This window comes from Sinorhizobium mexicanum, assembly GCF_013488225.1.
GTDB classification, from domain to species: domain Bacteria; phylum Pseudomonadota; class Alphaproteobacteria; order Rhizobiales; family Rhizobiaceae; genus Sinorhizobium; species Sinorhizobium mexicanum.
Genome location: NZ_CP041241.1, coordinates 1244712 through 1269601 on the forward strand (window position 1 = coordinate 1244712; position 24890 = coordinate 1269601).

At 59.1% G+C, this 24890-nt stretch carries 19 protein-coding genes and 6 pseudogenes; 8 read left to right on the forward strand and 17 right to left on the reverse strand.

Annotated elements, in window-relative coordinates; translation table 11 throughout:
* Window positions 1-4: 4 nt before the first annotated feature.
* The 9 genes from FKV68_RS29895 to FKV68_RS29935 are packed head-to-tail and all read right to left on the reverse strand — an operon-like array spanning window position 5 to window position 6376.
* The gene (locus FKV68_RS29895; RefSeq protein ID WP_180942537.1) at window positions 5-280 is read right to left on the reverse strand and encodes a hypothetical protein; all 276 of its coding nucleotides are present in this window, start codon (window positions 278-280) and stop codon (window positions 5-7) included.
* A 37-nt stretch (window positions 281-317) separates the two neighbouring features.
* Window positions 318-1253, reverse strand: coding sequence for a TrbL/VirB6 family protein (locus tag FKV68_RS29900; protein WP_180942538.1), 936 nt, complete (start codon window positions 1251-1253; stop codon window positions 318-320).
* 3 nt (window positions 1254-1256) lie between these two features.
* The gene (locus FKV68_RS29905; protein ID WP_180942539.1) at window positions 1257-1490 is read right to left on the reverse strand and encodes an EexN family lipoprotein; all 234 of its coding nucleotides are present in this window, start codon (window positions 1488-1490) and stop codon (window positions 1257-1259) included.
* The gene (gene virB5, locus FKV68_RS29910; protein ID WP_180942540.1) at window positions 1487-2185 is read right to left on the reverse strand and encodes a P-type DNA transfer protein VirB5; all 699 of its coding nucleotides are present in this window, start codon (window positions 2183-2185) and stop codon (window positions 1487-1489) included. Before virB5 ends, FKV68_RS29905 begins: the two co-directional genes overlap by 4 nt.
* Complete coding sequence (locus FKV68_RS29915) at window positions 2185-4551, reverse strand: VirB4 family type IV secretion/conjugal transfer ATPase (RefSeq protein WP_180942541.1); 2367 nt, start codon at window positions 4549-4551, stop codon at window positions 2185-2187. The genes virB5 and FKV68_RS29915 overlap by 1 nt, the downstream gene beginning before the upstream one ends.
* Complete coding sequence (locus FKV68_RS29920) at window positions 4544-4885, reverse strand: VirB3 family type IV secretion system protein (RefSeq protein WP_180942542.1); 342 nt, start codon at window positions 4883-4885, stop codon at window positions 4544-4546. Before FKV68_RS29920 ends, FKV68_RS29915 begins: the two co-directional genes overlap by 8 nt.
* 4 nt (window positions 4886-4889) lie before the next feature.
* The gene (locus FKV68_RS29925) at window positions 4890-5189 is read right to left on the reverse strand and encodes a TrbC/VirB2 family protein (RefSeq protein ID WP_180942543.1); all 300 of its coding nucleotides are present in this window, start codon (window positions 5187-5189) and stop codon (window positions 4890-4892) included.
* On the reverse strand, window positions 5186-5857 hold the full coding sequence (locus tag FKV68_RS29930; RefSeq protein WP_180942544.1) for a lytic transglycosylase domain-containing protein: 672 nt from the start codon (window positions 5855-5857) through the stop codon (window positions 5186-5188). The genes FKV68_RS29925 and FKV68_RS29930 overlap by 4 nt, the downstream gene beginning before the upstream one ends.
* A 3-nt stretch (window positions 5858-5860) precedes the next feature.
* Window positions 5861-6376, reverse strand: coding sequence for a hypothetical protein (locus FKV68_RS29935; protein WP_180942545.1), 516 nt, complete (start codon window positions 6374-6376; stop codon window positions 5861-5863).
* A gap of 96 nt (window positions 6377-6472) precedes the next feature.
* Between FKV68_RS29935 and FKV68_RS29940 the strand changes: the two genes are divergently transcribed.
* From FKV68_RS29940 to FKV68_RS29955, 4 genes are all read left to right on the forward strand, one after another.
* Window positions 6473-6859, forward strand: coding sequence for a MarR family transcriptional regulator (locus FKV68_RS29940; protein ID WP_180942546.1), 387 nt, complete (start codon window positions 6473-6475; stop codon window positions 6857-6859).
* Window positions 6860-7333: 474 nt separating this feature from the next.
* The gene (locus FKV68_RS29945) at window positions 7334-7579 is read left to right on the forward strand and encodes a hypothetical protein (protein WP_180942547.1); all 246 of its coding nucleotides are present in this window, start codon (window positions 7334-7336) and stop codon (window positions 7577-7579) included.
* A 744-nt stretch (window positions 7580-8323) separates the two neighbouring features.
* Window positions 8324-11332 (forward strand): AsmA family protein, encoded by a 3009-nt coding sequence (locus FKV68_RS29950; RefSeq protein ID WP_180943962.1) that lies wholly within the window; start codon window positions 8324-8326, stop codon window positions 11330-11332.
* A gap of 549 nt (window positions 11333-11881) precedes the next feature.
* A complete protein-coding gene (locus FKV68_RS29955) occupies window positions 11882-13396 on the forward strand; it encodes a S10 family peptidase (RefSeq protein WP_180942548.1) in 1515 nt (504 codons plus the stop codon).
* A gap of 92 nt (window positions 13397-13488) precedes the next feature.
* Here the strand turns inward: FKV68_RS29955 and FKV68_RS33690 are convergent.
* From FKV68_RS33690 to FKV68_RS29970, 4 genes and pseudogenes are all read right to left on the reverse strand, one after another.
* Window positions 13489-13754 (reverse strand): annotated as a pseudogene (locus FKV68_RS33690) (hypothetical protein).
* A 286-nt stretch (window positions 13755-14040) separates the two neighbouring features.
* Window positions 14041-14343, reverse strand: a complete 303-nt coding sequence (locus FKV68_RS29965; RefSeq protein ID WP_180942549.1) for a beta/alpha barrel domain-containing protein — start codon at window positions 14341-14343, stop codon at window positions 14041-14043.
* Between the two features lie 271 nt (window positions 14344-14614).
* A pseudogene (locus tag FKV68_RS33460) lies at window positions 14615-14937 on the reverse strand (sunset domain-containing protein).
* 234 nt (window positions 14938-15171) lie between these two features.
* Window positions 15172-15360, reverse strand: a pseudogene (locus FKV68_RS29970) (carbohydrate ABC transporter permease); the annotation flags it as partial.
* A 1210-nt stretch (window positions 15361-16570) separates the two neighbouring features.
* Between FKV68_RS29970 and FKV68_RS29975 the strand changes: the two are divergent.
* Both FKV68_RS29975 and FKV68_RS29980 read left to right on the forward strand, forming a co-directional pair.
* The gene (locus FKV68_RS29975; protein WP_180942550.1) at window positions 16571-17497 is read left to right on the forward strand and encodes a nucleotidyltransferase and HEPN domain-containing protein; all 927 of its coding nucleotides are present in this window, start codon (window positions 16571-16573) and stop codon (window positions 17495-17497) included.
* Between the two features lie 593 nt (window positions 17498-18090).
* Window positions 18091-18264, forward strand: a pseudogene (locus FKV68_RS29980) (transposase); the annotation flags it as partial.
* A gap of 511 nt (window positions 18265-18775) precedes the next feature.
* Here FKV68_RS29980 and FKV68_RS29985 read toward each other — a convergent pair.
* On the reverse strand, window positions 18776-19810 hold the full coding sequence (locus tag FKV68_RS29985) for an IS110 family RNA-guided transposase (RefSeq protein ID WP_180942551.1): 1035 nt from the start codon (window positions 19808-19810) through the stop codon (window positions 18776-18778).
* A 110-nt stretch (window positions 19811-19920) separates the two neighbouring features.
* Window positions 19921-20160 (reverse strand): annotated as a pseudogene (locus FKV68_RS29990) (transposase); the annotation flags it as partial.
* Between the two features lie 287 nt (window positions 20161-20447).
* Here FKV68_RS29990 and FKV68_RS29995 point away from each other — a divergent pair.
* Both FKV68_RS29995 and FKV68_RS30000 read left to right on the forward strand, forming a co-directional pair.
* Window positions 20448-22157 (forward strand): hypothetical protein, encoded by a 1710-nt coding sequence (locus FKV68_RS29995; protein WP_180942552.1) that lies wholly within the window; start codon window positions 20448-20450, stop codon window positions 22155-22157.
* A 399-nt stretch (window positions 22158-22556) separates the two neighbouring features.
* Complete coding sequence (locus tag FKV68_RS30000; protein ID WP_180942553.1) at window positions 22557-22772, forward strand: hypothetical protein; 216 nt, start codon at window positions 22557-22559, stop codon at window positions 22770-22772.
* 136 nt (window positions 22773-22908) lie between these two features.
* Here the strand turns inward: FKV68_RS30000 and FKV68_RS33465 are convergent.
* Window positions 22909-23148, reverse strand: a pseudogene (locus tag FKV68_RS33465) (IS66 family transposase); the annotation flags it as partial.
* Between the two features lie 127 nt (window positions 23149-23275).
* Window positions 23276-24847 (reverse strand): IS66 family transposase, encoded by a 1572-nt coding sequence (gene tnpC / locus FKV68_RS30005; RefSeq protein ID WP_180939348.1) that lies wholly within the window; start codon window positions 24845-24847, stop codon window positions 23276-23278.
* Window positions 24848-24890 lie beyond the last annotated feature (43 nt).

A 24890-nucleotide genomic window follows, 5' to 3' on the forward strand; every position in this document is an offset into this window, starting at 1 on the left:
GGTGCTATCCCTCGCAACGACGGTATGAGGTATCGCTGCCGAGATGGGCGAAGGCTGGCGGCTCCTTCCGCTCTTCGGCAAAGGCAGCAGCGACACGCGACGAGGTTAGCGGGCCGGCATCCGAATGTTTCTGTTTGAGGTTGCTATTGTCCTCCCATTGCCACATCGAGCGATTGAGCGGCCGCCGCGAATAGCCGTCGCATTTGGGGAGCGGATAAGTCATCGATGCGCAGCCACTGAGAGCGGCTGCCACACATAACAGCAATATTGGTTTGATCATTCCGAGAAAGGCCTTCTTCTTGTTCGTGCGAAGGGCGTCATGAACTGGCGCCTTTCGATCTGAATGTCCGCCCGACCGCGCGAACCCCGCGGCCGGCGGCCCGGAAGCTATGCGAGGCAGCCCAGGCGAGTGTGCTCTCATGGGCGTCGCGGGCCGCGCCGTAACCGTAGGTCAATGACGCCCCGCCGGAAGCCAAAGCCGAGGCAATGTTGGGAAGCTGATAGAAGACGTAGAGGGCTGCGAGGCAGATGGCGCAAAGCGCGATCGGCCGCATCAGCACATCGCTGTATTCCTCGATGGCGGCGAACGTGGTGTCGATGCAGGCGATCAGCAGTGAGCCGACCGCGACGACGAGCACCTGCAGGATCACGAAGTTCGCAAGTTGCCCGATCCAGGCCTCGGTGAAACGCCGCGTCGATTGGAACATGGCGAGCGCCACGAAGATCGGGCCGATCGCCAGCACGATGGCGAGCGCTAACCTTGCATAGAGCGAGACGATGTAGCCGATCGCCGCGACGATGAAGCTCGCGCCGATGACCATCATGCCGCCGACGCCGGTAACAATGTCGACCGGCCAGGATGCGCGGGACCAGATATCGGTGGCGGAGGCCTGTCCCTTGTCGAGCAGGCTGTCGAAGGTCGAGGCACTCGGCGCCGTGCCACTGTTCAGCGCCTGCGAAACCTCCCGCGGCAAGGTCTCGAAGAAGATGTTCGTGACATAGGTCTGGTATTCGCTGGCGTTCTTCACCAGCATCAGGATGATGGCGAGCTTGATCGCCCGGTAAGCAAAATCGAGGATCGGTTCCTGGACCGAGCCGCGAAGGACGAGATAGCCGTAGAGCGCGACATAGAGGGTGACCGCCGCCGTCAGCGGGCCTGAGACCCATTCGGAGATGTTCGACGTACCCGTGGAGATGAAGTTCTCCAACGGTGTTTTGAACTGCTCATCGACGAAGGCGAACACCTCATACATAGCTCAGACTCCCAACGATTGCCGCATTCGCTGGAGCCGCAGCTTGCCGTCCGCCGCTTCGGCGTTCTTGCAGCTCGCCCTATCGCGAAGGTCGCCCGGGTTGTTTCGGCACTTCGTGATGATTTGGGAAAGCAGCGCTTCGTCCGCGACCAGTTCGTCGACGGTGTAGGTCCGCTCGGATTGGTCCGAGCAGGCAGCCACACCGAGCATTGCCAGAAGAACAAGCAGTCTCCTCATTGCAGCGCCGCCTTGATCGCGTCCATGCGCTGGCGCCAGTCCTCGGCCTTGCGCTGCTCATCGACCTGCGCCTGTGCCTGCTGCACCATGCGCAGCCCCTCCATGCGAAGGACGTCGGTCTGCAGGAAAGCCGTTTCGGCCTGGAGCCGCGCCTGCAAGTCGGCGATATCCTTGGCATCGGCTGCCGTCGCAATCTTCTCGCGCAACTGGTCGATGCCGTCGATGCGCTTCGTCGCTGCGTAGTAGATCTGCTGCCCAAGGCTCATCTGGCCCGCATTCCTGTTCTGGATGCGCGACAGCTCCTGCGCATAGAAGTCCTCGGCGTCGGTCCGATAGGCCGAATTCTCTTCCAGGAACGTTGAGGCGGCATCAGCAAGCGCACCGCTGCCACCACCCTTGACGAGATCCTCAACGGTGTTGAAGTCTGCCGGCAATGCCCGGCGGATGGCCGGATCGTTGAGAACGCTCGCGACATCCGCCATATCGGTCAGCTTGTTCAGCGAGCCATAGAGTTGCTCTGCCTGCTCGATCTGCTTATTGAGTGCATCGAGTTGCGACTTGAGCTGAGCGATGGTCTCGATGTGCTTGGCAATTGCGGTCTGGTCGATCACCGGGATTCCCTGCCCTGCCGCACCACCGGCGGAAAGCATGAGCGCCGCGGCGACAGCCGGGCCGTAAAGTCGATATAGGGCCATCAGCTCGTACTCCTTCGTTGCTGAAAAATTGGTAGCCACTCCTCGGGCCGGTCGCCGGCCTTAGCGCGGATCGCATCGGCGAGTTCCACATTCGCCGTCCGACCAGACAGGATGGCGAGCTCGTCATCGAAGCCATTCAAATCCAGTTCGGCGACGACGCTGTTGTGCCCCTGCTTGATGACGCAACGGCGGCTTTCAACGGAGAGCTCGCGGGCGATCAGTTCGAATTCGCGTTCCGTCAGCTTGAAGCCGTCGATGTAGTCGGCGCGATTTCCGCGCGAATTCGGCAGGAAGATTTGCGTTGGGCATTGCTCGATGATCGTGTGCGCGATCGGAGACGCGATGGCATCGCGCGGGCTCTGCGTTGCAAACAGCATGAGCCCGTTTTGTTTGCGGATTGTCTTGAGCTTATTGCGCGCAAGGTCGCGGAAGCCCTCATCCTGCAGCGCCTTCCAGAACTCGTCGATGACGATGATGATCCGGCGGCCGTCGATCAGCTGCTCGACCCGATAGAACAAGTAGGCCATCAGGGGGGCACGAATTTCCTCATTGTCGAGGAAATCGGTCATGTCGTAGCCGATGAACTTGGCGCCAATGCCGATGTCGTCGGCGTCATTGTCAAAGACCCAGCCGAGCGGCCCTCCCCTTTCCCACCGCCGCAGCCTGGCGGCGACGCCTTCCGGATCGGTGTTGTTGAGGAACGTCCTGAGCGCACCGATCGTGCGGCGTTCCACCGGCAGGTCAGCCAGCCCGTCAATCGCCGAAGCGATATCCCGGACTTCGGTGACCGACGGTTCTCGCGTGGCCGAGCCGACAAGTTTGCCCAGCCATTGCGCCAGGAAGACCTTGTTCTTCGGCGTGAGGTCAAGCGCCTTCAGCGGTGCGCAGCCGGTCGGACTGCCGTTCTTGAGTGGCAGATAGGTGCCGCCGGCGGCGCGCACGTAAAGGTCCCCTCCTCTGTCCTTATCGAAGAACACCACGAACGGGTCATGCTTCTCGAGCTGCGAGAGCATGAAGTTGAGAAGCACCGTCTTGCCGGCGCCAGAGGGGCCGCACACGAAGGTGTTGCCGAGATCGCCGTAGTGAAAATTGAAATAGAACGGCGACCCCGACGCCGTCTTGAGGAGGGCGACCGCGGGCCCCCATTCATTGCCGTCTTCCTGTCCGATCGGATAGGAGTGGAAGGGTGACAGCGCGGCGAAGTTCCGCGACGTGATCGCGCCGGACCGGGCGCGATAGCGAAAATTGCCCGGCAACTGCGCCCACCAGGCGGCCTCAAGTCCAAGGTCCTCGCGCGCGACAACGGCGCCGCCGTTGGTCAGGCTGGCGCGCGCCTTGGCGAGATTGTCCGTCAGTTCCTTTACCGAAGCAGCAAAGACGGAAAGCGTCAGGTGGTGCTCACCGAGTACAAACCGGTTAGACTCAAGATCGTCCATCGCCTCGTCGAGCTCGTCGATCTGCGAGGCCGCCTTGTCGCCGCTGCTGACCATCTGGTTTTGCTTACGGCCCATGATCACGCGCGCATCGGCCTTCGAGACGAAAGAGAAGGATTGCGCCAGGATCAGCTCGAACGGGCTGGTGAGCACATCGTCGAGCATGCCGGTCCTGGTGCGGGCCGGATATTCCTTGAAGCTCAACATGCCGGCGTAGCGGCTTGTCGCCTCGTGCCGGATTTCGATCGTCTCGCGGCCGACGATGACGCGATCCGAGTAGATCGCTGAGGCGATGCGCCCTTCTGTTAGCGGAACTGGCTCCCGCCGGCCGCCGACGATCTGGTGCAGCACTTCGCTCGGCTCCGAGAACAACAGGCCGTCGTGCTCGCAGAGGGACAGCACGCGCGGTTCGAACCGCTTCAACCCGGCAGTGACATCGATGACCTTGTCTCGAAGCTGCTTGAGAGCCTCTTCATCCAGTTCGACACCCGTCCGACGCGCCCGTCGCAGCCGCGACAGCAGCTTCGCAGCCTGGTCGGCCGGATCGCGGGCCGGAGACCAGAGGAGCGTCAGGTAGAGGTCGTTGCGAAACAGGTCTTCCTCGACCATTCGCGCCCGATATTTCTCGTTGAGAGCCGCCGAGAACGGCGTCGCGAAATCGCCCTCGGGGTAAGCGTTGTCCCGGCGCCGGACGAGGTGTGTCCACAAGGCGAGCCGCTCATCGGCGATGTTCCGATAAAGCGTGTCGAGATCGCGATGGAGTGCATTCAGGTCCAGCGCGTCGGCGGTCTCGAACGAGACGCCCTCCAGAGCGATCATCACCATGAGTGCGCGGGAGTCGAGAGCGATCGTCGAGTGATCGACGTGCCGCACATAGGGGATAAAGGTTTCCGGTCCAAGTTCCCGAGCCTTAAGCGTCGCAATGCTAGGCAATGGCGAGATCCCTTTCGTCGTAATGGCGGGCCAGCCTGAGCGGTGACAGGGTCGCACCGCCCCAATAGCTGCTGTTTCGGGATCGTCCTCGCGTCTCCACCCAGGCAAGCAGGACGCGGAACATGTTGTGGTCCTGCCTGACGAGCGCTCGGAAGACGAAATGAAAGACAACGCCGACGAGAGCGTAGGCGATCGATCCCGCTGTGATGTAGAGAATGGTCGTGAGCATGATGTTCATGCCCATGGCCTCCACGGTCACGCCGGCGATCATCGTGGGCCGCGTGCAGGCAAGGAAAAGGGTATCTTCTTCGAGAGAGGGCAAGACGGTTATCATCGACCTACCCCCCTACGATGGTATCCACCAATTCGGTCGCGCCGAAGATGCCACCGATGCCGATGATCCAGAACCCTGCCCTTCTGAGGTCCATGTAACCGAACATCCAGGCGATGCAGATCACGATCACCGCAATGACCGCCAGAAGCTTGGCGATGTTGCCGGTCAGCATATCGACGATGTTCTGCAGCACGGTCTCGATGCCGGCGGCCTGTGCAAAGGCCGGTTCGACCATGCAAGCCACCATGGCGGCCGCCATGAGCGTCGATGCGGCGACCGGACGGATTCGGGAATTGGCAATCATTCACTCTGCTCCACCTGGTTGTCTTGAAAAACGAGGACGGAAGAGGTCCGTCCCGATGTGAAGACGTCCCACCTTTGAACGCCTGGGGCCTGTTCTATGGCGGAACCGTCAGCGCTGGCGGCAGATGCCGTTGCCGCAGAAGGCGTGGCATCGTTCTCTGGCTCCGGAGTCCCTTTGCCTATCGTCAGAGAAGCCAGCTTTTCGAAAAGGCGTTTCGCCTCGCGCTGGACCTGTTCGTCATATCTGATCATCTCACCTACCGAGGGATCGCCTCGCCCGTAAAAGGATTGCAGCATGACGCGCTCTGCTCGTGTGGGCGTCTCACCAGCCTGGACGGCCAAACGGTAATAACCGTCGAGCAAGGAAGCGGTCGCCTTGAGATTGAGGCACGGATCGAAAGCGTCAGAGACGGTGAGATTGAGCCTGTTCAGTTCCTCCACGCCGATGCCACCGAGACCCAGCTGAATATCCTGGCGTTGGGTCCTGAGCGCGGTTGCGACCTCGATCGCGTCCGCCTTGGTCCTGGGCTGCTCGGCGAGCGGCGGACCGCTGTTGATGCGAATGCCATAAGGCTGAAAATTGCTCTCCAGGCTGATGACGGCGGCGATCGTTTCGGGTGCAACGTTTGGCGCGCATGTTTGCGCGAGATCGATGAAGGCAACGGGCATCACTCAGTACCACACCCTTTGGCTTCCGATACCGTCGATCGTCACGTCGACGTAGTGCGGCTGAGAGCGCACATGTGGCCGTGTGGTCACGTAGCGGCGGCATTGCCGGCGGCCATCGTTCCAGTTCCAGCCGGAAGAGCGAACTGCGCTTCCGCTGTCGGAATAGCATTGATCGTTTGCGACAGTTTGCGGGCTCGTCGAGACGCAGCTTGCTTCCCGCCGGCGGTCACCGTATCGCGTCGTCAGCCTGTAGTCCTTGTCGCAATAGTAAGGCTCGTATCCCCGCCGCGACGCCTTGAACCCGACGCCGCTGCAGGTCGGGAATGAATGCCCCTTGGCAAGTTCGCGCCACAGTTTCCGGATTGGCGGCCGGCATTCGGCATACTGCGACGGTCCACCGGGGTTTGAAAGGCATAGGATAACCTCGCATCCCCAGTCGCCGCCCCGCGCATTACTCACTGAAATGAGATATGATGAACTTACAACTGCCGAGACTATCCCGATCAAAAGGCTTCTCATGGAGATGACCCTCCGCCAACACAACGCAGTTCAACACCTGTTCGCGATCGAGCGTCACGAGCCCGACATACAAACTTATATAACGTAGTTAAACGAATGACAAGAGCACTCAATCAGCAGTGGCACAGCCTAGCCTTCTCGGCTTTCATCTTTCACGAGATCATTGACAATCCGCAGGAAGACGAGACGCCACAGTCGCGGCTGAAGCAGATCGGCATGATGAGCGTGCTATACATCATGCATCAAGGGCATCAGCGGCTAACCCTTTCAAATATCATTGAAAATACAGGCCTGACGCGCACAGGTGTGACGGAAACGATTGACCCGCTGGTCAAGCGCGGGCTACTAACCGAGACGTTCGTGAAGAACTCGATGGGCCGCGGCAAGGCTCGGCAGTTCGAGATCGCACCGGAGATATTGGAGAAGATTCGCGACTTCGAGAGTGGCAAAAATCCCGCCGTGGACCGGCGTCAGTCAACATAGAGTGCAGCAAACAGTTCACTTTGATTGTGCGCGGCCGGTCGGTCTAGCGGGAAGCGCAAGCGGTTCGACCGACATTACTGTTTCACCGTCCTGCTTGGCGCCGTTCCCGCAACCCAAAAGATTGAAAACGGCTCTCACGCGGACCTTCTTTGAGGTCTGGGTCCGCTGAAGTTCGCGCGTCACTCATTGGGCTCGAAATGTGATGCAGCTCCTTTTGAGGAGCATGATCATGGTTCGGAAACTTCAGCCTCGTTGCTCGTCGCCACTACGCTTCATCCGGTGGTATGGTCTCGGGGACGATGCGAATATCCCGTCGGGGCAGCAAATCGGGCTTCTCCTTTCGAGGGAAATAAAATAGGCTACAGCTTACCTGACATGAACGGCCCCGTGCTTCCGGACGATGCGATTTCGATTTTCGCTGCGAGAACGTCCGGCCACATCTTCCAGGCGCCGGATTCTCGAAGGAGAGTCGTCATGTCAAAGCTATCGAAGAAGACAGTTCGCCCGGGAAATGTGGCGGATGCGGATAATCATGCCGTAAGGGTCGCTGTGCAGCGCGCGATGGAGTATTACGACTGTGACCCCGCAACTGCCGCCGCAAAGCGTGGGGTTGAGGCTTGGGTCCTCAGACGTGAAGGCGAATTCACGTTCTGGCTGCATATTTTCCTGTCTCTGAAATCCAATCCGAATTGCTTCGGTGAAATCTGCCAGCCAGGTTGACGACGGGCTCCAGCCGTACTCTCGCAAGTGTCAGTTTACGCAGCTTTCGCGCGTGCCTCTGTAGGGCACGAGGCAGTACTGCAGCGACGGCGCAGCTTTGGCATGACCTGCCACGGGTAATTTCCTGGTGGGCCACCCCGTAATTGCTACCCAAAATAGCAGTTAACTATACATACGTCGTGACCTGGATCGGCTCCTGCCCCGCGCCTTGGTGTCAGAGCTGAATGATTACGAGAGCGACGCGAATAGGCTGACGACTTTCACCCCGCCGCAAGGTGGATGAGCTTCAGCCGCTTTTACGGTCCACCGGACGGTTCTCCTGGGCGATGCATCCATCAACAGCGCTTGTGACCGCGTGGCAAAGATCGACGACATCCCGAACGTGAGGGCTTCCTGCCCTCGCCGGCCGCCGCCAGAGCTGTGCAAGTCCTTATCTACCGTCTCCCCAACCGACGGCATTGGCATGGACTTTCCCGCGATGCGCGAAGTCCGACAGCAGCACCACGAGTCAGGAATTTTCTCGCATCTGAAATGCGGGAAAATCGCGACGGCCTGCCGTCATAGCCAGCGCACGAGGCGCCGGCCTCTCTTCGAACAACGCCCCAGAGTTGGCCGGAGGGCGAAGGGGTATTTTGCCAGGGCGACAGCCTGCCCCGGAGTAGCCCGAGCTCTACGGAACATTTGCAAATGGGCACCTTCTGGAAAACCATAGCGAATCAGCCGCTTTTGAAAGACGGAGGGCACATGAGGCGCTACTTTCTAGGTCTTCTGGCGCTCGGTGCGCTCGCTGTCGCTTCCATCGTCGTCTTGCCAAGCCTCGTTTCAAGCGAATGGATTCGCGGCAAACTCGGCAGGCAACTATCTGCTGCGACAGGCAGTTCGATTTCGCTCAATGGTCCTGTCAGGCTTTCTGCCTTCCCCCATCTCGCAGTTTTAGCGGAAGATGTCGCACTCTCCGCGGAAACGCAGGGCATCACAGCCGAATTCGGGGAGGTTGCGGGTTCTGTGACGCTGTCATCCCTCTGGTCGGATCGCCTGCACATAAAAGAGATCAAGGTGGATCGACCGGTGATCGTGCTCAGTGAAGGCACAGGTCGCGCATCGACGAAAGAGGCTGGCGGCAACGATCAGGCCGAACAAGGCGACCCACTTGCGGCCGTTGCAACTTTCCTTGAACGTAGCGCGATCGATTCAATCTCGATCGCCGGCGGCACGTTTATTCGGAAAGACGCGGCGGGCTCCGAGCAGACCGTGACCGATGTCGACCTTTCGCTTACGGCGCCGAGCATCGATGATGAACTGTCTCTTTCGGCGAGCGCCCGAATGGCGGAGCGACGCTACGAGACTACCCTCACGATCTCCTCTTTGCAGTCACTGCTTCAACGCCGGCCAACCGACATGACCGTCTCCTTGCAAGCAGATCCTGCATCCGGTTTGTCGGAATTCGAGGCAGTCGGGCAAGTGGCCCTCAATGCCAATGGCAGCTATCAGATCCGCGGGGGCAAATTGCGCGTCGGCGAACAGGCGTTTGGCCTGGACACACTCTTCATACCCGGCAAGCGTCCCCGGATTCTCGCCGACCTCGATGCCGACCGGTTGGATTTGGGCCCATTTGCCGAGGCCACTTCAGGTTCCTCGCAATCAGAGGCAGGATCGGCAGACCCCGCCTCCCCCGCAAGCCTGCGATTTCTGGCTGATTTCGACAGCGACATGAGCGTTCACGTGGGCACCCTGACCTTGGGCGACATGTCGGCTTCCGACGTGTCGCTGGTGGCGGAGCTCAAAGACGGAGAGCTTTCCGCGCGCCTCGAGCACTTGCGTATTGATGCGGGCAGCATTGCCGCCAATGTCAGCACCGATGTACGCGATGACGAGCCGACCTTCCAGGGTCATATATCGAGCGACGGACTCGACATCGACAAACTTGCAACGTTGATGGGGCAATCGGTCCCACTTTCCGGTGCCTTGACGATAGATACCGCCTTTGCCTTTCGCGGCCTCAGCGGGGATACCTTAAGAGAAACACTCAATCTGACCGGCAATATCGGCATGCGCGACGCGACGTTTGTCGCGCCGAATGTAGCTGATGAAAGCATGCGTGAGGTGAAGGCAAAGAAGCTTGCCATCAGGATCGACGATCTCACAAAACCGGTGCACCTTTCGGGCAGCCTGGCATGGCGGGACAAGCCCATCGCCGTCGACCTGCAAATGCCCGTCCGGGATCTGCTTCTAAACAAAAATCCTGGCACAACTGACATCCCCCTCAAGCTTCAGATGCGCATGTCGGACGCATCCCTGGCCATCGATGGCAAGGCTGTGCTTCCGAGTCAGTATGTTGGAAAGCTCGATTTTTCGACAGCTGATCTTGATGCGTTTCTTACCTGGCTCGGACGGAGCGGGGCAGAGAGCGTCGGCCTGCTGGCGTTCAAAGGTGACGTCAGTGGAAGTCCAACAGGCGTTTCCTTCGAGCGCGCCATCCTGTCGATCAACGGCGTGCAAGGGAGCGGGAACGGGTCTGTTGAGTTCACTGCGCCAACAAAAATATCCAGCGCACTCAGCTTCGACGAACTGGATTTTGCGCGCCTCGCCGGCGCGCACTCACCTGCTCCTGAAGCGAAAGCGAAAAAAGCGAAAGGAGACAAAACAAGCCCCGACGCTCCGCTGGATCTTTCTGCGCTGCAATCGATCGACGCAACGATCAAGTTGAACGCGAAAAAACTCGGATACGGTCGCGTCTTCGCCGGACCGGTGGCAACGAGCCTCATCGTCTCCGATGGTGTCGCAAGTCTTGCCCTTCCGAAGAGCCCGTTTTACGGCGGCCAGGTTGCTGCAAGCCTGAAGGCCGATGGCTCCCAGTCGGAACCTGCGATTGCCTTGCAGGCGTCCATTTCGGGAGCCTCGGCCGCGCCGCTTCTGACCGACATGGCAGGCTTCAGGCATCTTGAGGGCGCGTTGCAGGCGAAGTTCGACATTGCGGGCGCGGGCGGGACGACCAAGGCAATGGCAAACTCACTTCGCGGGACCGCAAATGTCCGCTTCTCGGATGGCGCCATTCGCGGCCTCGATATTGCCGACGTCTATAACAATCTCGTCGGCCTGATGTCATCGGGTTTCAAACAGGACCAGAACAACGCAACCGCGTTCACCGAACTTGGCGCTTCCTTTGCCATTGAGCGTGGCGTTGCACAAACCGAAGATATCAAGCTTGTCGGCCCGTTGGTCCGCATGACCGGGAAAGGCGCCGCCAACCTTGCAGAGAGCTCCCTGAATTTTCGTCTCGACCCTCGGGTCGTCGCTTCGCTGGAAGGACAGGGAGCCGAGATATCGACCGATGGCATCGGGGTCCCGGTCGTCGTCGAGGGGAGCTTTGCCAACCCGCGGATCTATCCAGATCTCTCGGGATTGTTGAAGGATCCTGGCGCCGCTTTGGCTGCACTGAAGAAAATAGGACTGCCAACCGACAAGCTGCGGATTGACGGTCTCCTCACCAAAGGAAAAAAGAGCGGCCCGGTTGAGAACCTCATCCGTGGCAACGTGGAAAAGATGCTGAAAGGAGAAGATAACCAGCTTTCCATCGAAGAGATTATCACCGGCAATGCCGCAAACCGCGACCAGGCACTTCCGACACAAGAGGCCGGCCCGGAACCTGCCCAGCCCGAAGCGACAAATGAGCAACCGCCGCAAGGTGCAGAACAGCCCGACCAGGAATCCGGCGGCTCGCTGGAAAGCCTGTTCAATCAGATATTTAGATAAAGGATCTCGCCTCGAGAGGCAGAAGCCTTACGCTACGTCGAGATGCAGCTTTCTCGACAAATCTGCGTGCGGCCCAGCGACTCCGTTGCGATACCGCGACGTGGTAGGCTTCTCCGCAATAAGCGCCGCGTTTTTTGAGCCCGCAGGTCTGCGGCATGAATCCCTAGAGGATTTCATGCCGCCAAACTAACAAAGAGCGTACCAGGCGGATGCGCCTGAGCGCCGTAGCCAGTTCGCGCGCAGCTTGACCGGTCAACAGGGCAGCCGCAGGAGGTTTCGCATAGCGCCGCCCGAAGGGCGGAAACCGGGACCGACTGCGCCCGGCAAGCTGCTCCGCTCGGGAAGCCCCAGCCCTCCCCAAGAGGGGTGCGCAACTTATCCGTTTTCCGTCAGATGAGGATTTAGAACCGGCAGAGAAAGCGGCCAATGAAGAGGAATGGTCTAGGCCTCCACGCAATCCATCTATATGATATTATTTTGGTGATCGCAAAAATAAGAACGGCCAATAGAGCGGCCAAAATACAGGCAATATGACCCTCCGAAGGCCGAATGCACGCACTAGCCAAAGCCATCGCCGCAGCATTCGTATTGCTCGCAGTCGTCCCGGATGCTAGCCACGGCGAGGTTGTCGAGCGCCCCGCGCCAAGAGGTGGCGTCCTCTCGCTTTTGCCTCCGCCACGGACGAGCGAACATTCGATCGACATCCACGGGCGCACTCTTCGATACCAAGCCCGAGCGGGCACCCTATCGTTGCTGGCGGGCAACGCCGACGTGACGGCGGAAGTCTTCTATGTCGCATATACGCTCCGCCCCGAGCAAGGACAGGTTCCGATACCGCAGCGACCGATAACCTTCGTTTTCAATGGCGGTCCGGGGGCTGCAGCAGCTTATCTCCATCTGGGAGCAATGGGTCCGCGCATAGTTGCAACGGGTTCCAACGGAGCCTTCCTCCCCTCACCGCAGACGGTCATCGACAATCCCGATACTTGGCTTGACATAACCGACCTGATCTTCGTCGACCCGGTTGGCACCGGCTACAGCCGTGAGGCGCCAGGCCAGCAGTCCAGGAGCTTTTGGGGCATCAATCAAGACGCATCCTCGATGGGCGCGTTCATCCGGCTGTATCTTGCGCAGACGGGCCGAAGCCGATCGCCGGTTTTCCTCGCTGGGGAGAGCTACGGCGGATACCGGGCAGCTCTTCTGGCAAGGACGCTTCAGCAAGATGTCGGCATTAGTCCAAGTGGCATCGTCCTCGTCTCTCCCGCTTTGGAATTCGCCTTGCTGCGGCCCGATGAATTCGACATTGTCCACCTGGCATTGGAGCTCCCCTCGCTCGCGGCCGTGCGCTTGCAGCATGAGGGCGTCACCGGCCGTGACCTGCAAAACCGTCTGGCGGATGTCGAGCGTTACGCTCTTGGCGACTATATCGTCGCCCTCGCCAGCGGACTGGAGTCCGGCGGCCGCTTAGCGAGCGAACGGGTCGCCGCGATTACCGGTGTGCCGCTTGAGGTCGTGCAACGCAACTTCGCGCGCATTTCAACTGGTCTCTTCACCAAGGAATTTGCCCGGACAAGAGCAAGTGTCCTGAGCCCTTACGACGGCATGATCGAGACTGGAGACATCGAACCGCAGAGCCGAGCCGCAGGTCCCGATCCGGTACTCGATCGCAGCGTTTCTGTGCTGACATCGGCGTTTACGGCCTACGTTCGCGACGAGTTGGGCTTTCGCACGGACATGTCCTATCGCCTGTTGAATGATGAGGTCAGCCGACAATGGGACTATGGAACCAGCGCATCGCGCCAGGGCTACGCTGGTGTAATGGATGATCTCCAGCGTGCGCGCAGCCTGAATCCATCCATGGGCGTGCTGATCGTCAACGGCTATACGGATCTTGTCACGCCATACATGATCACTCGCTATCTTTTAAACCAGATCAGCTCGCTTCAGGATGCAAAGCCCATTCGCGCCGCCGTACTCGAGGGGGGCCACATGATGTATTTCAGGCCCGATAGCCGGCGAGCGTTGAAGGAAATGGCTGTCGATATCTATCAGCCCGCCCAATAGTGTCGCCGCGCCGGCTCTGGAGCTATTCGCCTTGCTCCCATGATGGACTTCAGTCCGATGTGGGGGTCGTTGCCCGCGGCTTCGCCGGATGGCTATTCAGACCCATCCGCGCCAACATCGACGTACCGACCGATTGAGCGCAGGTAAGCGGCAATCTCAAGCTTGAGGAAGTCCCTGTCGCCGTATTTGTCGCCGATGCGGTCCAGATCGTCGGCTGCCGCGTCCATTTCTTCGATGTCGCCGAGCACATATTTGTCGTGCCCAACAGCGCAGATATCGCAGCCGGTCCTTACAACGTCGTCGACGAAGGCCGGGTATCGCGTGCTTTCATCAGCTTCTGCTTAGTACTCTGGGCCATGGAAACTGTTCCCGCTTGTCAATTCACGCGAAAAGTAAGCAGGCGCCCACTCGACCGTAAACTCGCAGAAGTGCTAGTTCCCTAACCGCGCTCGTGCAGGTTCGTTCCTTCCGGCGTCAAGCTCACCCTGTGAAGACGGCATGAAGACGACAGCGACGCGCCTCGAGCCGCACCGCGGACATCGTAGCCTCGACGCCAGCATTGCGAGCGGAAAGTCGCGTCCCCCGTGCCGCGACGAGCGTCAGCCTGTCCAATTCGTATGTCCACGTTCATTCTCGGGCAGATTTCATTCTCCAAATGTGGTGATCCTCTCGTCCGGGCCTACCTTGGCCCGCTTCATGCCTAATGAGAGCGCCGTGAGACCGGAAAGGCCGCATGCTTCGAAGTAGGCGCTCTGAAACTTTACGAATCCAACCTGTCTGTCGATGGCATCCAAAACGAAATCGACGAAGCGGCTAATCCAGGGGATGCCGTCATCCTGATCAAAGCAAGCAGGCATATCCACCAGCGAAGGATCAATGCCAGCAACGAGCTCGCTGTATTTAGCCGTATTGTGCTGAACTAATTCTATCCATGGAATTGACGACATTTGCTTGATTCCTGTTGTCGCGACGATCGTTGCAGCGGTTCACCGTGACGCGCAAGCATAATATGCCTTTCAGGCGGCACATAAACTTCGCCGTATGTCAGCGTACGGCAAGTCGTCTCACAGAGCAGCTAGAGCGGGGTGGAAAAGCCACTCGACCGGCGATCCGCAATTAGAGAACCCCGGCAAGCTGCTCCGCTCGGGAAGTCCCCCAGCCCCCCCAAGAGGGGTGCGCAACTTTATGATATTATTCCGGTAAAATCTCCAGGACTGGTCATCTGCATGCCTTCCGCCAGCCAGCAGCCCACGCCTCTTCCTCGAGCAGAACCAGCGCTCCCCGTATTCCGGTCTTATTCGCGTCTGCGAGTAATATTTCTGGCCAGGCACATGAAATATCCGCTCACCTGAATCGATGCTGATATTGCCCTTGATGTTGCAAGACGTTCCTATGCTTTCAAGACTATCCCACTTGGCGATCAGGTCGGTTGCGGTCATGCCGCCTGCGGCGCCCACCGCGACGGCCGCAATCACTAACCCAGGCGCCGTGCGGAGCACCGAACGCTGCTGTGGACTCCTACCCCTTTGACGATAGCTCATGTCCTTCCCCAGCGAACTCGCGCGAAGATGGTAGTTCAGGACACGACTTCGCAAAAGCTGCACAAATGGGTGTTAGTCGCCGCCAACGTGGTCCTGCGGCTAGTCCTCTACTCCAGGGTCTCTAATCCTCTGCGTGAATCGCGTTCTAGACACAACCTTCGCTTCACAACCAGTGATAGATTTGATTGTTTGAGCCAGGCCCTCTCTGACGTCGCGATCGCGCGAACCGACTTCCATGGCCGCGACGATGATCGTCAACACCACCGTCACCGCCGCAATGAACAGCGAGTTCAGCGTCTGCCGCCAGTAGCGGTCGCCGAAAAGAATATCGAGATAGTTCGACCACAGCCATTCCGACGGCAGGCCGAAAGGATTGACGCGCAAGTCGCCGAGCGCGGCCGTCACTAGGGGCATCAGGACCATCCGCTTGAAGGAGCATTCGGTTGTCCGAATTTCCCTGCTGTAATTATGCGACGTCGAAGCACCGGAGCGTGAACATTAGCTGCTCGACAAAGGCTCTTGACATCGGAGGAGCGGGTGTGGTGCTGGCGCCGAACGCAGGCCGCGCTAAAATCCGCCCTTGCGCCGCACCTCTTCAAGCCCGGAACCATGCATCGGGATTGCGCGTGGAAACCTGTCGCTCTTGTCAGCAACCCTTCCCGCAGGAGGATGTCGGTTTAGCCCGGAACCGGCCAAGAGCGATGTCGGCCCGCTGCAATCTCGTGCTGGCATCGCCACCCCTCGTGCGCATTGAACCTACCACCTGTTGGCGTCTCGCTGGCGCTCGTCGACTGCCCGACACATTGCCTCCGCTCGACTGCATTGATACTTTTCCATGTAGTATTGGATCAGCGACTGCCGCCGCCCCTCGTCCACGATAGCGAAAATGTTCCTGAATTGCCGCTCGACCAATGATTTGTTCTTGAAGGGCCTACCCCGCCGATGAACCTCGACAGCGCAAAATACGCGAGCAGGCCGACACAAGTGCCAACAAAAAGGGCGAGAACCGTTTCCTGATTGAGAAAATCTCCAGGGCTGGTCATCTGTATGCCTTCCGCCAGCCAGCAGCCCGAGCGCATCAGCAAAAGCTGCACAAATGGGTTAGTTCGAGAGCATCAAGCAAGCCGCCGGCCTTCGAAGGGAAGCCTTAACGCCCCTCGCGATAAGGAACAGGTGCGCGGTGGTAGGGGCGTCTCGATCGATCACCAGATCCGTAGCTGACGGCAGTCCTATCCCTTGCCGGACGGAGCTGTGTGATCCCGCAGGGGAGTTGCGAGGCTTCTGAAACAGGACCGCACGACTGACATTGGGAACCACAGCATCCGATGCCGTGATTTGGCGAGCACCCGTCTCGACTACGTAGAACGGTGAAGCCAGCAAGAGGAGGCTGGAAGAAACCAGTTGACCGGAAGGCCGCAAGTAGAGAACTGCCCCCGGGGCAAGCTGCTCCGCTCGGCAAGTCCAGCGCCGTCCCCCTCTTGTACCCTCTTCTCCCCTCCCTCGGGACCGGAATCGCCCGTTCGAAAGCATGGTCGAACCGAGTATGGGCCCTTGACCCCTTAGGAAGTCGATGCCGAGAACCCATGAACTCCGGCAGTAGACGGAGAGTCATCTTTGTCCTATCGGTTGGAACATGAGATCGAGCCTCGAACATCTGCCGGAGATAAAGCAGCGCGAGCTTGCCCGCGTCGTGGAGATCATTCACGAGGAATTCGCCGATTCGCTCGAGGGAAGTTCATCTGACTTCAAGAAGCGCGGGCGGATCCTGAAGATCATCCTGTTCGGCTCCTATGCCCGCGGCACCTTCGTCGACGAGCCGCATACGATGAAAGGCTATCGCTCCGACTACGATATCCTCGTCATCGTCAATTCGAAGAAGCTGGCCGAACCGCAATACTGGGATAAGGTGACCGACCGGCTGATGTGGGACAAGGGCGTTTCGACACCGGTTGGGCTGATCGTCCATGGCGCCCGCGAGGTGAATAACTTCCTCGCCGATGGCCAATATTTCTTCGTCGACATCCGGCGCGAAGGCATCGTGCTCTACGCGCTCGACGGCCGCCCCCTCGCGGAACCGAAGCGGTTGAGCCCAGCGGAGCGCTATCAAGCGGCCACAAAACATTACTCCACAATGTTGCCGGCGTCCGAGCGCCTCCTCGAGACGGCGCGGTTCCATCTCCATAAAATGCTGAGAGATCCGGAATGGGCGAAAGATGCGGCATTCACATTGCATCAGGCCATTGAGCGATTGTATGCCGCACTGCTGCTTACACGGACGAATTACAGTCCGCCGTCACATAACCTAAAGTTCCTACGCGGTCTCGCCGAGGACCAAGATCGTCGGCTCGTAGACGCTTGGCCACGTGACCAACACCGGTATACCGCGTGGTACAACGTCCTCAACGAGGCCTATGTGAAGGCTCGCTATTCGAAGAATTTCGAGATCACGGGGGAAGCGCTCATTTGGCTGCTTGAGCGAACCGAACACCTTCGCAGTCTGGTAGAAATTATCTGTAAGGAGTGGTTGTCGGAACTGGCGCGGGAAGGCAGCGCCAATTGACTTTCCCTTTGCGGGCATCTGTCAACCTCGCGCTGCTTAACCGAGCGGTTTGCCGATCGCCGTCGGCATCGTTTGGCAGGAGCCGTTCACATTGCATAGCTCTGAAGATGCCGCCTACGCCGCGGTAGGCCGCAAGCTAATCTCGCGTCCTGGCCGAATGTTCTCAGCCGAATAGGCTATATGACATCAGTAACCATCCGGCCAAGGCCGCAGGTTAGGCAGCTTGAATCACCTTGATCAGGCCGCCGCTGCGCCCCCGAAAAACGAAGAGATGGCCGCTAAACGGATATGTGGCGCGCCACACATGCGTTGATATGTGTCGGATGCGTCGCGGATATCTGGCAGAGTTCCTTGCGCCAGCGAAAAAAGCTCGTTCACATGGTGCCGGCCGATCGCGTGATCTCGGAAACGCGCGCCTCCGGCCCGAATGTCGCTTCGCGCGACCGGCATGGACGTGATCGCATAGATCGCAAAGCCGACGATGGCTGTCAATCGGCGTCCAAAATTCACCCCTTATTGGAGTGCGCCCCTGAGGGTGGACAGACAGGCTTGATGAATTGACCAGGGTTGTCGGGTTTCCGAAAGTGGAACCCATGGCAAGACATCGTAGTCACAGTATCGAGTTCAAACGGCAGGTCGTGCAGGAGTTTATCGCGGGCGAGACGCTGCATGGTCTGGCCAAACGCCACGACGTGTCACGCAACCTGATCCGGATTTGGGTGCGCAAGTATGAGGAAGGCGCGTTCGATGATGACGCGCAGGCCGCCACGGGTAATCACATCCGCTTGCACTGGTCGTGTCACCGGTTGTTCGAGACCTCGACCAATACGAAACTGACCGTCCGTCAGCCGGCGAATCGAAGGAAGCACCCCGCACAAAGAATCGACTGCTCCGCCGCTATCAGCCCAAGGGCCAGACGCGAGCGAAAAACCCTAGGCTCAGGACTTCGGCAACGGGGCCGTCTGAGTCAAAAAAGATATGGCCGCAGTAGCGCAGTCATGCTGCCAGCGCGGCTATACTTCCTGTTTGTCGGCGCCTGGCTCGCTTCGCCCTTCGTTTGAGGTGCCCCCGGGTTCATGCTTCGGTCCGTGGTCAGCGCGATGGCTGCCAACATGATGCTGGTCCAGTGCGGTAATTCCGATGTGCCCATCTCATTGGCGTGCTCGACCCGAGGCCGGCGACAGTCCTGACCACGGCATCATCGGAACCGCGTCCCGGTTGGGACCTCGAAGGTCTGCGCTCAGGCAGACGTCAACGACATGGTTCTGATGTGAACGCTCAGGCAGACTTGGCGATCAACGGCACTGTCGTGGAGAATTCAGTGCCATCCTTCCACATGCGGTGAAGGATTGTGCCGATGCGCCTCGCCAAAGCCACCATCGCACGCTTTGCACCTCGACGTTTGGCAACTTGTGCGGCCCAACTCCTCAGCCATGTCGAGCGCCCCCGATGGAGCATGACGGTAGCTGCTTGGCACAAGGCTCTTCGCAGATTGGCGTCGCCAGCTCGCGTAATGCCGCCGATCACGTCGCGCTCGCCGGACTGGTTGCGCGAAGGTGTAAGGCCAACCCATGGACCAACTTTTTTAGACGATGAGAACCGCGCGGGATCATCGACAGCGGATCGGAAAGTTAAGGCGACGACCGCCCCAATACCTGGCATCGTCATCAACCGCCGGCACACCGTGTCTTCCTTCGCAAGCAGACGGACCTGACGTTCGAGCCCCGCAAGTTCATGGCGCAGGCTGGTGCGCGCGCGCAACATTGGCCCGGACGCTGCTTGCAGCATGGGATTGCCATCCACCAGTTCCCTAATCCGGGCGTCGAACTGGCCGCGTGAGATGGCGCCAACCTTCAGGCCAAAGTTTCTCAGCAGTCCGCGCAGTGATTGCTCTAGTGCGATCATACCCTGTTGTATCGCCTTGCGGGCGGCCAAAAGCGCGCGCACCTCCTGTGCAGACACGGATTTGCAATGTACGGGCCTGAACCAACCGAGATGAAGCAGTCGGGCTATCCCTTCAGCGTCCCGCCGATCCGTCTTGATTGGCATCGCCTTCAGTGCGCCCTTCACTTGTCGGGTTTCCATCAGGACGACATCCAGCCGGGCATCGGTGAGACCGCGATGCAGCCACTGGGACAGCGGTCCAGCTTCCAGCCCTATAATGGCGACCGCTCCCTCCAGGGTGTTTGCAAAGTCCACGATCGCCTGAGGATCACTGGGAACCTGCGCTTCCTTTGCGATCTTGCCATGCTCATTGATCACACAGACCGCAGTCTTCGCCAGTGACACATCCAGTCCGATAAACAGCTTCATCCCGTATTCCTCCGATTGAGACTGACACGGGAACAGCGACGGCTTGCCGTGGGCAATTGCAAGATGCGTGAGGCGGTGGTGCACGGCGCAGGCCCCGTTACAGCATCTCATTAATTGAGATAGAAGCAGCAGGTCGCGGCGATGAGGATAGCGGAGAAGAAGGTGTGGGCGCATCGGTCGTATCGGGTGGCGATGCGCCGCCAGTCCTTGATCCCGCCGAACATGTTTTCGATCCGGTGCCGTTGCTTGTAGAGTTGCGCGTCGTACGCGATGGCTTGCCGGCGGTTTCGTTTGGGCGGGATACACGGGGAAATTCCCTTCTCCTTCAGCTCATTGCGAAACCAGTCGGCCTAGGAACTTCGGGATCGGATCAGTGGTGGGCCACGTTGACAAGTAAACGGGGCACCAGACCCAACTCCAAGACGAACGCCGAGTGATAGCCTGAAACATTCCGTACAATTCCACGCGGTCGGCCCTTACACGCTCCACCCAGCCACTCTTGTTTCTTCCTAATGGGACAACATGGTTGCCCGCAGCTTTTAGTGCGAAACGTCCCGGCGCGATCATCTAGCCGTCGCTACGGCGACCGATCTATGCTCGGAGCTGAGAAGGCCTCCACGAAACCGAAGACTCGCTCATGTTTTACAAGTCACTCATCACGTTTGCATCTTTAGCCGCTATCTTGTTCCGTGCTGAACCTTGCATGGGCGAGGATCATCCTGAAACGCCGATCACCTTGCTGGAGGAGACCATCAGCCAGTACGCCCCCATCGTCGCCGACACCTTCTCCGTCGTTGATAATAATGATCTAGTCGTCGTTCACGAGGGTACCAGGGACGATCGCGGCACCATTCAGGCGGCGTGGAACGCAGCGGCTGGAAACAGGGGCGCAGTCCTGATGAAAGAGCCGCTCCGGCCTCGCGGCCAGCTGACCCTTAGAAGCGATCTGCATGTACAGTGGTTGCATGGCGCTTACACGTATTTTGATGGGTTTTCCCGGACGGGTTCACTCATCCAGAACCTTGATCCGGACTCTAGCAGTCCTCGCTCAATCGTCTCCAATATCACATTGGAAAATCCGCAGCTTGATGGCTCGTTCTACCCTTCTCCCGTCGAACTCGAGGTTTTGAGTTCCACAAGCAATACCGTGACCTTTAGAGCTAACGCCTCTGCTGTTGACGGGTTCTATGTCGGTCTGTGTTTGGAGGATACCGGCGGTGCGAACGGCGGCGGGCTCCGCATCGTCACTCACTACGACGGGTCAACAAGGACCGCCACGCATTCTACCCCATGGTCGCGCAACCCACCCGCGGGAACGAGAATTCTGGCCGGCTGGAACGATAACCTGATCGGCGTCGCGGCCGGAGCGGGTCACCTCAGGATCATTGGTGGCTCAATGCGAAATCTGGCCGCCGAGAAAATGGTACCGTCCGGCACAGGCGGCAAGGGAGTGAGTGGAGAACAGGGCGTCGTGGATCTCAACGTGATCGGAACGTCGTTTGATGGCGTCCACAACCCGCTGTTTGCCCAAGGAGTAGAGGGGACATTCGCCAATGGTGAGAGGAAGCGAGCCGTTGTCCGCTGGGAGAATATATATGCGAAGAACGGCGGCTCTTTGCTAACAGCGGCGGGTATCAACTCCACCGCTGACCCTGATGGCGACACCAACGACAGCGTGATCATAGCGAACAATATCAAATACGAGAATTTCGGCCATTCTCCACACCGCATCGTCCGCGGCGACCGGCAAAAGTCAGGCATCATCAACTTCCTAGAGGCCCAGAACGTCAGTATCAGCAACGTGCGGGGGCGGAATGACCCCAGTTATCCGAGCACATCGCCAGGATACCCGACAGACTATCGCACACGTGTCGGATACGGGCTGACGGGCAGCGTCGGCGCTATGATATGGGGTTGGGGGCGAAACCTAAGCATCAACAGCTTCGTTCACCATGGCAAGGTAGATAACGTAGTAGTAGTGCGTCGCGGTCGAGCGCTTGGTGACGACGCAGGCCCGACTGGGGCCCCACAGAACTGCTTCAATTGGTCTTTCAAGGGTATTGAGCACCACGGTGTCATCAACGAATACATCGTTCGCATCGACCCCAACCCCTCGTTACGGGTGGCTGCAGACGAATTGACCGGCGAAATGGAGATTGCTGTCGACGGAAACGTCCTAACCGGTGGCCTCATCGATCCGAGCATGGCCGCTTTCGCGAACCTAACACTGACCCTAACCGACCGCGTCGGGGGCAAAACGGTAATTGGCACACCCCAGCAAATTCTCGCGGTCGGCAACACCTTCGCATCTTACAGCGCAGGCTTGACTGACCTGCGACTCAAATAGGCGTATGATCCATTGTTTTCCCTAGCCCCTTGAACGACGCGTGCCGCAGGTTCAGTCTTCTGTCCGGGGCAACGCTCAACCTCGACGACAGAGTATAGAACGCATTCGCAATAGGCGTATCGTATAGGCAGGGACGCAAGTTTCCCAGGTCCGACGTCCGCAATTAAAGAGGCCCTTCTCTCGCAACGAAAGGAGGGGCCCGCGTCTGAACGTTCGAATTCACAGAGACCGCAACCTATTAACCAACTATTCGCCCCTTGCAAGGGCGCCGGCCGCATCGCGCGAGTTCTTTTGGTTAACTCAACTTTTATGAGACATTTCGCTTGCGCCGCTCGGCTATCCTGTGCACAAGCACGGCAGGTCTCCCAAGCCAAGCATCCCAGTTGTAGGATTTCTTCAATGTGGATTTCACTCACAACAACCAATCAGACTAAAACCGTTGTCGACTTCAGCAAGGTGCTGCACGCCAACGATCACCCCAACGGGACGCAGATCGTCTTCGACGCTTCCGTACCCGATAAAGATAACGGGGCCCCAACCCCAAAGATCATCTACGTCGTGGAGCGGATCGAAGTGATCGAGAGGACGCTCCGAGCAAGGAAGGCTCGCAAGTAGCTAAGATGCTTTGTCGCCGGTGATCCCGCCATAGGCGGCGATGGCCTGCATGATCGCGGCGTTCTGGGTTATTGAGCGCCAGATCGACATTGTGGCAGGTCATCACCGCCCAGCGCCCCGCGAAGTTGAGCGAGGAATCGCGCAGATAGGTCGCCTCCTGCCGGTAAAGGGGAGGCGATATAGGCGAGCAGCCGCCTCCGTCGGCAGGCCGCTATCAATGACGTGTGCTGGCGCTAAGGCCTGAACCACGCCGTCGCGGCCTCGGAACACGTATTTGGGGCGGCGCGACGTCCAGCCACCCGGAGCGGTTCTCGCCGATCAAAACCCTTTCCTGCCCGGCGCCGTCGGCCGTGACTTCCGGCTCGATAACCCTTTGATGGTGTTGGTGAGGGACGGCGGTCTCGACCGTTCAATGGTTCGCTTTCCGCGTTTCGATTGTAAGCGCTCATTTCCCCGCACGTTGACGGCCCTTGCAACTGATCGCTTTCAGACGGACGCGTCGGTCAGGCTGCGGCGGCCTTGAGGAAGTTGAAGGGCAGGAGATCGTCGATAGCTACGTTCTGAGGGCGCTGAGGCAGTTCAGTAAGGACGTGGCGTAACCAGGCTAATGGCTCGACGCCACAGGCGCGGCAAGTCAGCATCAGGCTATAGATGACTGCGCTAGCTCTGGCTCCGTCAACGGTATCGCTGAACAGCCAACTCTTTCTGCCGGTTGCAAAAATTCTGATATCGCGCTCCAGAAGATTGTTGTCGATCGGCATCCTGCCGTCCTCGGTGTGGCGCGTCAGATAGTCCCACTGGTTCAGAGTGTAGGACACAGCGTCGCCGAGCTTGCTGTCCGGCAAGACCTTCGGCGCGATGTCGTCGAGCCAAGCCTTGAGTGCGTTCAGGACGGGCACGCTGTGCTGTTGGCGAGAGCGCCGAATGCAGTCGGCCTGCGTTTCACCATCCTCGGGTTTTCTGTCCCTGGCCTGCCTTTCAATCCGGTAGAGCTGTTCGAAGAAGCGGAGTGCCTGCTCCGGTGGTCCGCCACCCTTCTTTCTCGCCTTGAGGGCGTCGACAAAGCGTCGTCTGGAATGGGCCATACACCCAAGATGGGTTGCCCCATCCAGCGTGCGCCAGGCGGAATAGCCATCACTCATCACTATCCCGCGATAATCGCCGAGGAAGGTTTGCGGGTATATCTGGCCGCGGCCCGGCTGATAATCGAGCAGCACGATCGGCTCGTCACTGTCCTCGCCGCTTCGGTAAGCCCACATATATGACGTGCTGGCGGCCTCTCGATCCTTTTCCTTTAGGACCTGAACAGTCGTCTCGTCGCCATGGATGAGGGGCTGCGATCTGAGCCGCAGCTTCAGGGCGTTATAGATGCGGGAGAGATGCTTTTCGCTCGAGCCGATCACCCAGTGGCCCAGAGCGCCACGGCTGACAGGAACACCTGCGCGCTCGAATGCCTGCGCCAAGCGGTAGAGCGGTGTGCCGTCGACATACTTATGAACGAGCGCGAAGGCCAGCGTCGAAGCCGTGGCGATGCTGCCCGGCAAGGGCTGCGCGGGCATCGGCGCGATCACGACCGGGGTGTTGATCCCGGTGCGGTCGCAATGACGGCAAGCATATTTGAACCGCACATTCTGCAGGACCTTCGCCTTCACCTCGATATGAAGTTGCTCGGTAACGGTCTCGCCCATGCGATGCATCTGGTGACGGCAGCATGGACAGGCCTTCTTATCGTCGGGAAGGTCATACTCGACACGCTCGCGCGGCAGGTTTTCCGGCAAGGCCTTGCGGCCGCGCTTCTTTCCCGTCGTGCCGTCGGTCGCCGGCAAGCCCGTGTCCGGCAGAGCAACGACATCGCCATCTTCGTTGTCGGCATCGTCCTCATCCGCGGCCTGTTCGGCTTCATTGAAGAGGCGGTCAATGTGCTTTTCGCTCTTCGGCGCAAAACGATGCAGCCGTGCAAGCGCCAACTCTTCCTCGAGTTTGACGACGCGTTCTGTGAGCTGGCGGTTCTCCGCCTGCAGCGCAGCAATACGCGCCATCAGCTCTTCAACAGTCGGTTCGCCGGATCGATTCATCAGATTCTTGAATCGAAAGCATGCCGCCGCGTCAACCGCGGAG